Source organism: Streptomyces deserti, assembly GCF_054782695.1.
This window is the reverse complement of record NZ_BAAGRZ010000008.1, coordinates 75,154-88,269: the sequence shown is the minus strand read 5'-3', so window position 1 is coordinate 88,269 and position 13,116 is coordinate 75,154. Positions and strand designations below refer to the sequence as shown.

At 66.5% G+C, this 13,116-nt stretch carries 13 protein-coding genes; 10 read left to right on the top strand and 3 right to left on the bottom strand.

The genetic code is table 11. The annotated features are described in order from the left end of the window. A complete protein-coding gene (locus ACYVMZ_RS16580) occupies nt 1–1,353 on the bottom strand; it encodes a DNA cytosine methyltransferase (RefSeq protein WP_461080208.1) in 1,353 nt (450 codons plus the stop codon). A gap of 118 nt (nt 1,354–1,471) precedes the next feature. Between ACYVMZ_RS16580 and ACYVMZ_RS16575 the strand changes: the two genes are divergently transcribed. The 4 genes from ACYVMZ_RS16575 (at nt 1,472) to ACYVMZ_RS16560 (ending at nt 4,706) form a co-directional block, all read left to right on the top strand. Beyond that, nucleotides 1,472–2,311: an Eco29kI family restriction endonuclease gene (locus ACYVMZ_RS16575; protein WP_461080206.1), complete on the top strand. Its 840-nt coding sequence runs from the start codon at nt 1,472–1,474 to the stop codon at nt 2,309–2,311. A 79-nt stretch (nt 2,312–2,390) separates the two neighbouring features. After that, complete coding sequence (locus ACYVMZ_RS16570) at nt 2,391–3,041, top strand: Eco29kI family restriction endonuclease (RefSeq protein WP_461080204.1); 651 nt, start codon at nt 2,391–2,393, stop codon at nt 3,039–3,041. A gap of 136 nt (nt 3,042–3,177) precedes the next feature. Then, entirely contained in the window at nt 3,178–3,852 is a 675-nt protein-coding gene (locus ACYVMZ_RS16565) for an HAD family hydrolase (protein ID WP_461080202.1), read from the top strand. After that, nucleotides 3,849–4,706 (top strand): NAD(P)-dependent oxidoreductase, encoded by an 858-nt coding sequence (locus ACYVMZ_RS16560; protein ID WP_461080200.1) that lies wholly within the window; start codon nt 3,849–3,851, stop codon nt 4,704–4,706. The genes ACYVMZ_RS16565 and ACYVMZ_RS16560 overlap by 4 nt, the downstream gene beginning before the upstream one ends. Nucleotides 4,707–4,743: 37 nt before the next feature. Here ACYVMZ_RS16560 and ACYVMZ_RS16555 read toward each other — a convergent pair whose 3' ends face one another. After that, the gene (locus tag ACYVMZ_RS16555; RefSeq protein WP_461080198.1) at nt 4,744–5,304 is read right to left on the bottom strand and encodes a phosphotransferase-like protein; all 561 of its coding nucleotides are present in this window, start codon (nt 5,302–5,304) and stop codon (nt 4,744–4,746) included. After that, entirely contained in the window at nt 5,301–6,341 is a 1,041-nt protein-coding gene (locus ACYVMZ_RS16550; RefSeq protein WP_461080196.1) for an AAA family ATPase, read from the bottom strand. The genes ACYVMZ_RS16555 and ACYVMZ_RS16550 overlap by 4 nt, the downstream gene beginning before the upstream one ends. Before the next feature lie 179 nt (nt 6,342–6,520). On the opposite strand from ACYVMZ_RS16550, the gene ACYVMZ_RS16545 reads away from it, so the two are divergent. The 6 genes from ACYVMZ_RS16545 (at nt 6,521) to ACYVMZ_RS16520 (ending at nt 12,977) form a co-directional block, all read left to right on the top strand. After that, nucleotides 6,521–7,702 carry an aminoglycoside phosphotransferase family protein gene (locus tag ACYVMZ_RS16545; protein WP_461080194.1) on the top strand — a complete coding sequence of 394 codons (1,182 nt, stop codon included), beginning with the start codon at nt 6,521–6,523 and terminating at the stop codon, nt 7,700–7,702. Between the two features lie 78 nt (nt 7,703–7,780). Continuing rightward, nucleotides 7,781–9,031: a methionine adenosyltransferase gene (locus tag ACYVMZ_RS16540; RefSeq protein WP_461080192.1), complete on the top strand. Its 1,251-nt coding sequence runs from the start codon at nt 7,781–7,783 to the stop codon at nt 9,029–9,031. Continuing rightward, nucleotides 9,031–9,957 (top strand): aminoglycoside phosphotransferase family protein, encoded by a 927-nt coding sequence (locus ACYVMZ_RS16535; RefSeq protein WP_461080190.1) that lies wholly within the window; start codon nt 9,031–9,033, stop codon nt 9,955–9,957. The genes ACYVMZ_RS16540 and ACYVMZ_RS16535 overlap by 1 nt, the downstream gene beginning before the upstream one ends. Beyond that, on the top strand, nt 9,954–10,670 hold the full coding sequence (locus ACYVMZ_RS16530) for a histidine phosphatase family protein (RefSeq protein ID WP_461080188.1): 717 nt from the start codon (nt 9,954–9,956) through the stop codon (nt 10,668–10,670). The genes ACYVMZ_RS16535 and ACYVMZ_RS16530 overlap by 4 nt, the downstream gene beginning before the upstream one ends. Beyond that, nucleotides 10,663–11,955: a serine--tRNA ligase gene (serS, locus tag ACYVMZ_RS16525; protein ID WP_461080186.1), complete on the top strand. Its 1,293-nt coding sequence runs from the start codon at nt 10,663–10,665 to the stop codon at nt 11,953–11,955. Before ACYVMZ_RS16530 ends, serS begins: the two co-directional genes overlap by 8 nt. Then, nucleotides 11,955–12,977, top strand: coding sequence for a glycosyltransferase (locus tag ACYVMZ_RS16520; RefSeq protein WP_461080184.1), 1,023 nt, complete (start codon nt 11,955–11,957; stop codon nt 12,975–12,977). Before serS ends, ACYVMZ_RS16520 begins: the two co-directional genes overlap by 1 nt. Nucleotides 12,978–13,116: the final 139 nt, after the last annotated feature.

Here is a 13,116-nt window from a genome sequence, read left to right as displayed (position 1 = left end):
CTAGTGTCCCGCTGCGGCCAGGGCGTCGGCGACGGCCTTCGCGAAGAACTCGCCCAGGACGACCGGAACCGCGTTGCCCAGTTGCCGCATCTGTTCGCCGCGGGGGCCTGAGCCGTGCCACTCGTCTGGGAACGTCATCACTCGAGCCGTCTCGCGCACGGTCATGTAGCGGTGCAAGTATTTCCAGCCATCCGGCGACGAGGTGTCGGGGATGCGGTCGTCGAGCAGCATCACGGACTCGCCGCCCGGCACGCCGTGAACGCCGGCCTTGACCGTCTTCGCGGGACGGTCTAGTTCGTTTGGGGTGTGACCCTTATAGATTCGGGCCCCAGGCCATCCAATGTGACCTACGACATCGATCTCTCGGCCGAAGTCGGGCTTCTCGTGGAGGCGATCCAGGTCGACAGGTGGCAGCGCCGGAAGTTCCACGTCTGTGCCGTAGCCCTGGATGGCGTCACGCAATGTGCGCCACGGTTGGCAGTCATCCTCCTTGATCACCTTGGGGAGGCGTGCGCGCACTCGGTCGCGAACATGGTCCTCCACGTCTGGGTGGCGCTTCCAGTAGGGGCCGTCTTCGTCGCGCATGGACCGGAATAGAGCCGCCTCAGAGAACCTTTCCGTCTTGACGTACTTCTCGAAGGCATCGACATCCACGCCGAGGTCTGCCCGGAAGGCCACGATCATGACCCGGTTACGTACCTGTGGGACGCCGTACTTGGCGGCGTTGACCGGCACCACCACGACCTTGTAGTGATCCGGGTCACTGTCCTCATCGGATAGTTGGTCGAGGATGCGCGTTAGGTGGGCGTTGTGGTCCTGCCACTTGACCTCATCCACGCGCTTCTCAAACGGAAGGCACAGTTCGTTCTGGATGTATTGGAAGTACTCGGCGAACGACGGCCGCAGGAGCCCGCGGACGTTTTCGCAGATAACCGCCTTCGGTCGCATCTCCCGCACGGCCTTGAACATGGCGGGGAACATATTGCGCTTGTCCTCATCGCCCTTGGCGACCCCGCCAGCACTGAACGGCTGGCATGGAGGGCCTCCGGCGAGGACGTCGACCTCGCCCTGGAAGGCGCTCAGGTCTAGGTCGCGCACGTCTCCCGGGTAGAGGGGGGCGGGCTGCCCCGGCTGCGGCGGCTTGGGGTTCTTGTCCTCGGTGAGTTCCAAGCCGTCGACGCCGAGGGTCTTCCGCGCGCTCGCGATGAGCGTCTCGCAGGCTCGGTTGTTGAACTCGTTGAACAGGAGTGGGCGGAAGCCCGCTTGGTGGACCGCCATGGCAAGGCCGCCTCCACCCGCGAACAGTTCGACGCTGGTCCGAGGCTTCTTCGGTTCTTCAGGCAGGTCAACCATGGGGAAACCATACCGCGGAGTTAGTGATCACGGCGGCTTTTCACTCGAACGAGTCGCTCGTAAGTGACCAAGACCATAGGGTTCTCAGTGATCAACGCGGCAGAAGGGGCTCAAGAGCATGACGCAGGCGGCCAGGTCGGACGGCCGTGGCACCTATCACGATGACTTCCGACTGAGCATCACCAAGGCCCTTGGCGATCAACTGGCCAAGGCATTGAAGCACCTCGGTCGGGCCCCGCTCGCCGATCAGTACCTCGCCAGTCTCGATGAGCGGCCCGGCGTATACCAGCTCTACCTGCACGGTGAGTTCGTCTACGTAGGCAAGGCTGACAAATCCCTGCCCGGTCGACTGGCTAACCACCTACGGAAGCTCTCGGGTCGGCGTAACGTCGACCTCCGCGACGTCACCTTCTCCTGCCTGTACGTCGATGAGGACTTCTCCGCCCTGGCGCCCGAGCAGTTGCTCATAAGCCACCACAAGGAAATGGGCAACATACCGTGGAACAACAACGGGTTCGGCAATAAGGACCCGGGGCGTCAGCGTGACAGCACGGTCCTGAAGAAGAACCACTTCGACGTTCTATATCCGATTGACCTGGATCGTCCCGTCGAGGGTTTGGAACCTGGGCAGATCGCGTTGAGTTCCTTCCTTAAGGCGCTCAAGAACGGGCTGTCTTACAACTTCCGGTACCTCGAACCGCCGCGCTCCAAGGCGACCTTCTTGACAGTGCCGCAGACTGGCCTCTCCGCTGACCAGGCGTTCCGTATGGTCTCCGCGACGCTTCCAGAGAAGTGGCAGATCACTGCCCTCATGGGGTACGTGATCATGTACTCGGACTCCCCGAACGAGTACAAGAGTGCCTGGCGGTACTACCGGTCTGGCGAGGTGGTCGAGAGCGAGCCCGAGGCGTCGCTCGAGGAGATCACCCAGGATGATCTTTTTGACGCCGATGAGTGACCGGAAACCGCAGTAGCCGTACATAGGCCCTCCCCCGGTAGACATCTCCCAGGGTGGGTCGATCAAGGATCAGGAAGCCATGCCCGCCGAGTACACCCCCGCGAAATTCGACCCTCTGTCGACCGAGCAGATCGCGATCACCATCTGTGAGACCTTCGAGCGGCAACCTCTGGTCTCCATGACGCACGAGATCCCGAGGTTCGAGGGCTCCGGGCTCTACGCCCTGTACTACCGCGGTTCGAGCGTAGACCTGTACCTCCCGCTTGCCGGCCTTCAAATCCCCGTCTACGCGGGGCAGGCGCTTTCCAGTAACAGCGCTACCGGGGAAAGGGTTCGGGAGCGGTACCCCCTCCATAGCAGGCTCAAGCAACACCGTCTGTCGATCATGGAGGGTGGGCTGCCGATCGCCGAGTTCCGGTTCCGGGCTCTCCTGTTGCCTGACGTGCACGCCGATCTGGGAGAGAACGCGCTGCGCGTTGGATACACGCCGGTCTGGAACAGCAAGCTCAAGGGCTTCGGTAGCAAAGAGCAGGGGGCGACGACCCGCCAGAGCAAAAAGAGTAAGTGGGACACGGTGCATGACGGACGTCGGCGTACTCACGGTGGCATCGTCCACGACGTTTACAAGCTGGTCGTGGAGGTCGAGGCCCACATCGCGCAGCAGGTGAGCGACTACGACGAACTGCCGTGGCCGCACCCAGCCACCGAGACATACCTGGACCTTGCGTGAACTCGACGGCCGCCGGGTGTCACCGAGCTGGATGAGCCAGGATGACCGGCGCCTGCACCTCACGCGGGCAGGCCGTTCGCTGCCCGAAGGCCAGGGTTGCTCATAGCGCTGTCCCTCTCGCATTAGGGTGCGGGATGTGCAGCGCCTCCTGGTTCTCTTCGACCTCGACAACACACTCGTGGACCGGCGAGGCACGCTCGCCGACTGGGCGGCTGAGTTCACCGCCCGCCACGACCTGGGGGATGAGGAGAGGGAGTATATCCTGAGCAGGGTGGCTGTGCGAGCATATCCATCCACCTTTGACGCGATCCGCATCCGGTACCGGCTACCCATGTCAGCTGCGGAGTTGTGGCGAGCGTACTGCGCCGACATCGCGGCCATGGTGTCGTGCCCCGCCGAGACCCTCGACGGCTTGGACGAACTGCGTGCGGTCGGCTGGCGGGTCGGGGTGGCGACCAACGGTGCGTCGGACATCCAGCGCGCCAAGCTGCGGGCAACTGGTGTTGCCGAACGTGTAGACGGCGTCTTCGTCTCCGAGGAGGCTGACGCCCGCAAACCGCAGCGCCAGCACTTCGCCCTGGCTGCGGCCCGCTGCGGCGCTGTGCTGGGCGACGGCGGCTGGATGGTCGGCGACAACCCAGTAAACGACATCGACGGCGGACGTTCCGCGGGTCTGCGCACAATCTGGGTAAGCAACGGCCGCTCCTGGCCGCTGGACGACCCAGGGCCCGACCACACGGTGCCGCACGCACGCGCCGCCATCGACCACCTGCTTCTACACACCGCAAACCGCGCAAGGACCAGGGCATGACGTACACCGTTGGACTGCTGCACCCCGGCAGCATGGGATGTGCCTTCGGCGCCCAGCTGCGCGCCGGAGGCCATACGGTCCTGTGGTGTCCCGATGGGCGCAGCAACGCAACCCGCCACCGGGCCGAGCAGGCGGGCCTCGAACCCGGGACGTTGCCCGAGCTCGTCTCCCGCTCCGACGTGCTGCTCACTCTCTGCCCGCCGGCCGCTGCGGAGGACGTTGCCGCCCAGGTGGCCCAGCAGGGCGTGCTCGACACGAGCAGGATCTATGTCGAAGCGAACGCCGTCGCGCCGCCGCGCGTCCAGCGCATCGCCGACCGCCTGGCCCCCATGCCGGTCATTGATGCCGCAGTGGTCGGATCGCCTCCGGTGGGCGGAAAGACTCCCACGCTGTACCTCTCCGGCCCTAGCAAGCAGGCCGACCGGATCGTCGAACTCTTCGCGAGAACCGATGTGCGGACCCACGTGCTGGGCGACAGCATCGGCCAAGCGTCCGCGCTCAAGCTCGCGTACTCCAGTTACCAGAAGGTCTCCCGCGTCCTCGCCGCTGTGGCGTACGGAGCAGCCGAATCGTACGGAGTAGCGGACGAGCTGCTGGTGATCGCGGCCAAGCGCACCCGAAGCTACCTTCTGGAGACCGACTACATCCCCAAGACCGCAGCTCGCGCCTGGCGTTGGGGCCCGGAGCTCGAGGACGCAGCGGCTCTGCTGGCAGACGCCGACCTGCCGGACTCCCTGATGCATGCCGCTGCCTCGACGCTCGCCCGATGGGATGGCAAGAGGGACGAGCGGCTCGATGTCGCCGAGGCACTGGAGGCCCTACGTGGTGAGAGGGACCTGGACGGTCCGAGTTGATTAGATCGCATCCGCTGGGTCGTTGGCGTCCTGGCTGTCAGGCACGATGTGACGTGGCGCGGACGATGTCGTCGATCCTCTTCGCTGCCTCAGGGGGAGGCGTCGTATCCGTGTCCACGCGCAGCTCCCACTGAGCCTGGAGATGAGCCGCAAGATCGGCCTCGGTGACGTCCCACGCGGCCAGCCGAGCCGCCGTGTCGGTGTCGCCCCGCTGTGGCGAGCGTCGGGCGGTGGTCTCTCTGGAGCACCACAGCAGCACGCGCACCCAGTTCGCCGGGAAGCGGGCGGTCACCTGCTCCATCCCCACCATCTGCCCCAGGTGGACGATGGGGATTTTTTCCCCCTCCATGACCTGGTCGAGGCCGGGGCGGTCGACGACGTAGATGTTGCCGTACCGCTCGTTGCGGTAGATGACGTCGCTACGTGCCTCCAGGTCGGCCAGCTGCTCCGGTGTGCCCATCCGGTAGCCCTTGGTCTTCCCGGTCCCCATCTTCAGGCGGCTGAACGGCACGTATCGCGCATCGAGTTCACGGAGTACGTCTGTGATCGTGTCCTTGCCTGCTGCCGGCGGCCCGTACAGCAGAATGCCCTGCCTCATTGGAACACCGTCCCGAAGACCTGGCGCACCTGGTCTGTGAGCGAGATCGCGGCCCCAAGCCGGTTGTCGACAACCAAGTGCGGTACGACGGGTCGCAGTTCGAGATCTATACCCGCGGCGTAGGTGTCCCAGTTCTGGAGCTTCCAGCTGTCCCGGGCGGCGGACCGGAAGCTGATGTATTCGTGCATCGTCTCGATGTCGCACTGGATCCACACGACAACGACGGTGACCCCGCGTGCTTCGCAGCGGTTGATCAGGCGGCGCATCCACCGGGCATCTGTGGCTTCGGCGATGAACGGGGCGGAGAGTACGGTGCTGATCGCGCAGTCGATGTTCGCGTACGCGGTCTCCAGCAAGCACTGGTACTCCAGCGGGCGGACCTTCTCCCGGTAGAGGTCAGTGTGCCGGTCATTCGGGTCGCTGCCCATCTCCACGAGGAGTCGCTCGACGAGGGGGCGCGTGATCGGGTCCTTGTCGAGGACGGGCCAGCCGGTGAGCTGGGATATGAAGCGGGCGAATTCCGACTTCCCGCTGCCCGCGTAGCCGCCGACCATCATCAGGGTCGGCTTGTTCGGGTCGCCGCCGGTGTGGCGGCGCTTCCAGGCGTCGAGGATCCGCTGCTGTACGCCCTGTCCGTCGGTGTCCTCAGTACCGGGAGCGAGTTGGAGCAAGGCGCGCTCTACTGCCAGCACATGGGCGCCGTTGTGTTGTTCGCTCGACGCGGTGAACTTGAGCTTCCTGGCCTCGTCGGGTAGGGCATTGCGAAAGCCGAGCTCAGGCTCGGTCGCGCGGTACAGCAGGCAGTAGGCGCGGCGATAGTGCGGTCCGGGATAGACCTCACCTTGCTCGTGCTGCCACAGCGTCTGGAAGTTGGCGGCTGGCACCGTGAGGCCGGCTGCCCGGGCCACCTCGCGCAGTTGCTCACCCGCGCCTTCGAGCGTCAGGCCGTGGGCTTCGCGTTGCTGCCTCAGCCTGTCCGGGCGCCACCCCGGGCGACTCTTCCCCACTGCTCCTACCGCCTGCCCATCCCTGGTCATGATCCGGAGCCTAAGTCTGCCTGTCATGAACCCGTGTGTAAGCGGATGTTGAAAAGTCAGACCAACCGGCCATGAGCTGCTGATGATTAGCTTCGGCAACAGCTTGTGATACTCCGCACAGCTCCAAGCCGCTGTCATGGTCACACCGACGCGCACCACATAGTCCGCTTCGGTCTCCAGTGTCCGTACGAGATCGGAAGGGGCTCCGCGGTGGCTGTCGATGTCGCTGTCCTGCTGCTCCTCGGCATCGTGATCGTCTTCTTGTGCCGAGGAGGTGGGCTCAAGGCGGGTCATGCCTTGGTGTGTGCGGTCTTCGGCCTCTACCTCGCTGGGACCCGCAACGTCGGCCCGTTCGTGAAGGACGTCACGGCTTCGGTCGCGAACCTGCTATCGGGGCTGAGGCTGTGAGCGCGCCGGCGGATTCGCACTCGTCCGACCGTTGGAATGACTCCCCTGACAGGAGGCGACCTGTGCCCGAGGGCGACGTGACGTTACGGACGGCCGAGCTCCGGTACGGTCCCTTCGGCTGTGCGACCGTCAAGCCGTACTCCAGGACGCAGCGGGCAGCCGACGGCGATTCTCTGCTGAAGGTCTACGTGGGGGTCGATCCCGAGGGCCGGCGGCGCCGTGAAGCAGACACGGTCCGGCGTGCGGCTCACTGGGGTCTGTCCGTATCAGAAGTCCTGGCCACGGGCAGGTGCGACGCTGAGTCGTGGTCGGTGTTCCGTGTGCTGCCGGGGGTGCCATGCAGCGTCCGTTCGGGCGAGGCGGTCGAGGAGTACGTCGGCCACGTCCTTGGTCTGGCGGAGAGGCTTCACCGGCCTACGCCCGGGCTCACGCCTGGTTCCGGCTGGACCGATGAAGGAGGGCACCCTGCGCTCCACCACTTCCTGCTCAACCAGCTCTCTCCTCGCTGCCGACCACAACCGTGGTGGGCAGACTTGGCCGCGTCACTCCAGCCTCTTCAATCGCATCCCGTCGTCTACCTTCACGGTGATCTCAAGCCTGAGCACCTGTTGGTCGATGGCCACCGGCTGAGCGTCGTTGACTGGGAGGCCAGTGCCCGCGGGCCTGCCGTCGTCGACTACGCCGACGTGGTGTTCCACCTCGTGCGTGACCTGCTGTACGCGGGCGTGAAGCCAGGCCGTGTCCCGATCGATCTCATGATCCGCCTGCCGTTCTGCGGTCCTGCTCTGGCCTGGCGCCTGCTGCTCTGGCTTGATCGCCGTCGCCCTGAGGACATCGACCTCATCGCGGCCCGCGATGTCCACCGGCTGGCCGCTGAGGACCAGGCCCCAGCCGCGTACGCGTCGCTGGCTCGGGCTGTCTCTGCCCTGCGTGCCGCCGGCGTCCCGCGCTGACTCCTCGCTCACTGCTCGACCAGGCGCGTCGACGCGTGCACTCATCCACCTTTCGTCCACGCCAAATGGGAGTTCGTCATGCCTCGTACCAGCACGATCATCGGCAACAGCAACCTTGTCATCGACACAGCCATGGCCAGACCGGACGCGACGTCCATCGTCGAACGGAAGGGCCTCGGTCACCCGGACACCCTGGCCGACCACCTCGCCGAGCGGCTTTCCCGCGCCTACAGCCACCACACCGTCGAGCGCTTCGGTGCCGTGCTGCACCACAACTTCGACAAGCTCGCCCTCCTCGGCGGTGCGAGCGAGGTCCGGTACGGCGCGGGCCGGATGACCTCCCCGGTCAGGGTGCTCGTCAACGGCCGTGCCGCGCCCATGTGCGGCGGGGAGCGGATTCCCGTTGAGGAGATCGTGGAGGCCGAGGTGCGGGCGTTCTTCGCCGAGCGGCTCCCCGAGGTCTCGGACCACCTCGACATCGTCTTCAACATCACCAGCAATTCGAGCCCGGGTGCCGTCCTCACGGGCGACGCGGTGCCTGACCGGACGCGTTGGTTCAACCCGCGTTCGATCGAGGACCTGCGGGAGCGGCGGGTGCGGCTGTCCAACGACACCTCACTGGGTACGGGCTGGGCACCGGAGAACAGCTTCGAGTCGTTCGTCCGCGAGCTGGTGAACCACTTCTCTGGGGACAGCGAGTTCACCCGTACCCACGCCTGGTGCGGGTCGGACGTCAAGCTCATGGGCTACTGGGATGGGGAGCAGGCTGACGTCGTGCTCTGCGTCCCGCAGAAGTCGCGGTTCGTCGCCAGCCGGGCCGAGTACGTGCTGAACGCGGAGAGCGTGCTCGCCGAGTGCCACAGGCTCGCGGGCCTCCGGCTCGCTGGTGCGTGGGCGCGGTTCCGACTCAATGCGCGCGACGTACCCGAGAAAGACGAGCTGTATCTGACCTACACCGGCAGCTCGATCGAGTCCGGTGACGAAGGAGTCGTCGGCCGGGGCAACCGTGTCAACGGGCTCATCACGCCGCTGCGACCGATGAACCTGGAGGGCGCCAACGGCAAGAACCCCGTGTATCACGTGGGCAAGCTCTACAACATCGCCGCGCGACGGCTCGCCGAGCGGCTGCACGAGGCGACCGGGGAGTACGCCGAGGTCCACCTGGTGAGTGCTACCGGGCAGCGGCTCGACCAGCCGTGGCGTGTTCTCGTCCGCCTGTCGTCTCCGGACGCCGAGGTGGACAAGGTGCAGGCGCTGGTGGAGGAGGCGCTGGGAGAGTTTCCCGCCCTCACCGACGAGCTGGTCTCCGACGGGATCGTGCTGAGCTGATGGTGAAGCGGACGCTTGGAGAGGTCTCCCCGGAGTGTCGGCGGCGCCTGATCACCCACTATGGCACCGAGGTCTCCGGGTGGCTCGATGCTGTGCCGGCTCTGTTGGATCAGGCGGCGGAGCGCTGGAAGCTCACGCTCGGCGGGTACCACGACGCCGGACACGCCTCCGTGATCGCCACGGCCGACACCCTCGACGGGCGTCCGCTGCTCCTCAAGGCATGGGCCGACCCCGCACGGTTCCACAACGAGGTGACCGCCCTGCGCCTCTGGGCGGGCGGACCCACGGCGGACGTTGTCGAGGTGGCGGACGACCTCGCCGTGGCGGCCCTGGAGATGGTCAATGGCCAGCCGGGCGGCGGCGAGCGGCCACCACGGGAGCTGCAAACGGTGGCCGCCGCCCTTCAGGGCCTCCACACTTTCGGCCGTCTCCGTCGCCGACAGCGTGAAATCCCGCTTCTGGCCACATACCTGCACCAGGGGATTCGCCCCCGGATCTGGCGCAGATTGGAGTCGGTCGATCTTGGCCCGTGGCGCGACCTCGCCAGCGCGATCCTCCCCGAGCTCATGGCCCTGGAGGAGGACGACGGCCGCGCGACGGTCTTGCACACAGACCTCTACCGCGAAAACGTGCTGTTCGACTGGCTGGGGCACCCAAGGTTCATCGATCCTCTTCCGATGGTCGGTGACGCCGCCTTCGATTGGGCCTTCTGGACCGTGTACTACGACCTCGGGCACGACACGGACACTCGCCTGGCAACAGCCGCCCGGATCGCCCGCATCCCCGTCCCCGTGCTCGCACCGTGGTGCCGAGCCCTGGCACTGGACGGTCTCCTCTACTACCTCGAAACCGCCGATCCACGCGTGCCACGGATGGCCGACGTCCTCGCGTGGCTGTCGGCGCCAACCCCAGGGACCCGACCATGACGACTTACGTCCTCCGCCACGGGCCGACAGACTACAGCCGGCGCTATCTCGTCAACGGCGACCCGGCCAAACCCATCCACCTGAACGAGGACGGTCGGCACGCGTTGACCAGGGGATGGAGCACCTTGCCCCTCCACAGCGTGAGAGCGTGGGTGGCGAGCGAATTCCCCCGCGCCCAGCAGACCGCGAACCTGTTGATGGGGGTTCCCGGACCGGAACTGATCATCGACGCGCGGCTGAACGAACTCGACTACGGGGACTTCGAAGGGGGCCCGTTCCTCGAATACGCCGCATGGCTCGACGGACACAGCGCCGACGAGCGACCGCCTGGCAGTGCCGAATCGCAGAGCGAGGGCATCCGCAGGATGCTCACGGGGGTCCTCGCATCCCTGGACCACCCCGGCCCCCGCGTCCTCGTGGCCCACGGCCTACTGCTCTCCGTACTCCTGTGGCACAGCGCCCGGACTCCGGGGCAGGCCATGCCCTTGTTCTTCCCTGAGGCGCCGTACGTCGAGCCCATCGCCATCCCTGACGAGGAGCTGCCGGAATTCATCGGGACACTGATGAACGATCTTGAAGTCGGCCCAGAGCGCCTTGCCGCCGATACCGGCGACAGTGGGATATTCCGGAACGGGAACAACTCGGCGGTTGCTACCGTCGATTCCGCATCCCCATCCCACTCGCAAGATCAGAAGGATCTTCCTCATGCATGATGCCCGCGCCCTGATCGACATGGGTGCCGAAGCGGTTCGTCGGCTCGCTCGTCGCGGCTACACCCTGGACCTGTCCGAGCTGGAGTCCCTCTACTCTCGGCGCAACCAGAACATCCGCTCGGCCGACGAGATGCGGGCAGAGTCCAAGCGAGTGGCGAGCGAGGTCCAGCAGACGGCCAGGCAGGGCGGCGACATCACCAAGCTCAAGGAGCGCGCCCGCGAGCTGAAGGACCAGATCCGCGAGATCGAGGCCGGACAGGAGCAGATCGAGGCCCAGCTCCGCGACCTGCTCCTCAGCATCCCGAACCTGCCGGACGACTCGGCCCCCGACGGCGACTCCGAGGAGTTCGCCGTGGAGATCCGGCGCGTCGGCACGCCCCCGGCGTTCCCGTTCGAGCCGAAGGACCACGTCGACCTGGGCGAGGCGACCGGCATCCTCGACTTCGGCAGGGCCACGAAGCTGTCCGGCCCGCGCTTCGCGGTCTCCCGCGGGGCTGGTGCCGCCCTGGAGCGCGCCCTGGCCACGCTCTTCCTCGACCTCCACACCCGTCGGCACGGCTACGTCGAGTACGCGGTCCCCTACCTGGTCAGCCGCAAGACCATGACCGGCACCGGCCAGCTCCCGAAGTTCGAGGAAGACCTGTTCAAGACCGGCGTCGCCGACCGCGAGCTGTTCCTCATCCCGACGGCCGAGGTCCCGCTGACCAACCTCTACGCCGACGAGATCATCCCCCCGGCCGAGCTGCCGCTCGCACTCACCGCGCACACCCCGTGCTTCCGGTCCGAGGCCGGCTCGTACGGCCGCGACACCCGCGGCCTGATCCGCCAGCACCAGTTCGCCAAGGTCGAGATCGTCCGCATCGTCGACCCCGCGGACGCCGACGCCGAGCTGGAGAAAATGATCGGACACGCCGAGGCGTGCCTGAAGGAGCTCGGCCTCGCCTACCGCGTCATCAAGCTGGCCGCCGGCGACACGGGCTTCTCCGCCCAGCTCACCTACGACATCGAAGTCTGGATCCCTAGCCAGAACACGTACCGCGAGATCTCCTCGGTCTCCAACTTCGGCACCTTCCAGGCTCGCCGGGCGAACATCCGGACTCGTGGCGAGGACGGCAAGCCCAAGCTCGTCGCCACCCTCAACGGCTCCGGCCTGCCCATCGGCCGCACCCTAGCCGCTCTCCTTGAGCAGTGCCAGCAGCAGGACGGTTCCATCCTCCTGCCCGAATCCCTCGTCCCGTACCTCGGCTTCCGCCGGATCTCGGCGGACGGAACACCGGAGGCATAGTGCTCGTCGGCGTCTGCGACTTCCCTGGTAGCTACGCCTTTCCACCTGCCGGATACGGCGGAATCGAACGATGGCTGTGGGCGGTCGCCACAGGCGCCCGAGCCGCAGGCGCCGACGTACACCTCCTCGGGCCGGGCTGGCTCACGGACCTGGAACACGACTGGGTCCGCAAGCCGGTCCGCCTGGAGGACGTCACCCCCGGAACGCTCGCCGAGCGCGAGCTACGCGACAGCGGGTACGACCTCCTGGTCGTGGGCCACGAGTACCCGTCGCTTCCGGCTTGGACCCGTACGTGGCGCGAGCTGGACTGCGACGTCGCCACGTTCCAGCACTCGCCGGTCTTCCAACACACCGCCACGGCCTTCGATGGCCAGCGGTTGCGGCTCTACTGCTACTCGCCCGAGATGATCGAGCGGTACGTCGACCACCGGCCGATCCCCGAACTCGCCGTTCACCTGGGCCTCCGCGAGGAGGAGCCTCCCGCCATCGCTGGTACCGACCTCGTCTGGCTCGGCCGGGTCGACGAGGACAAGGCCCCGCACATCGCGGTGCGGGCGGCGCAGATCCTTGGCCGTCGCATCCGGATCGTCGGTCCCGTCTTCGACGAGGAGTACGTACGCCGGCACGAGCGGCTCCTCATGGCCGACCACGTGAAGTGGATCGGGGAACTCGGCGGCCCCGACAAGACCGCCGCGATCGCCGAAGCGTCCGTCTTCGTCTACACGTACGCCCGTGCGTACGTGGAAGCCGGGGCCGCCGTCTTCGGTGAATCCCTCCGCGCCGGCACTCCCATGGCCGCTCTGACCTGGCGGGTTGGGACATGCGCCCAGGCCGCCCTGTGTGACGAGACGGGCGCGATCGCCGTCGTCGACCCGCGGGAAGACGATGAGACGGCGGCACGGAGGCTCGCCGACGCAATCGCGCAGGCGGAAGGTCTCGACCACCGCAGGGTCCAAGACATCGGGATGCGGCGCTTCGACCCGGCACGCCACTTCAAGGCGATGGCAACGCGGCCGTGCTGACCCGCGCGAAAAGCACGGCCGGAGACATCTTGGCCAAGCAGATACCGGTCGCTATGCGCACCGCGTTAGGCCCTCATTGGGAGTTCACGGGCGACGACCATCACATCGAGGTCCGCCACCCGAACCGCGGTACCCCCTA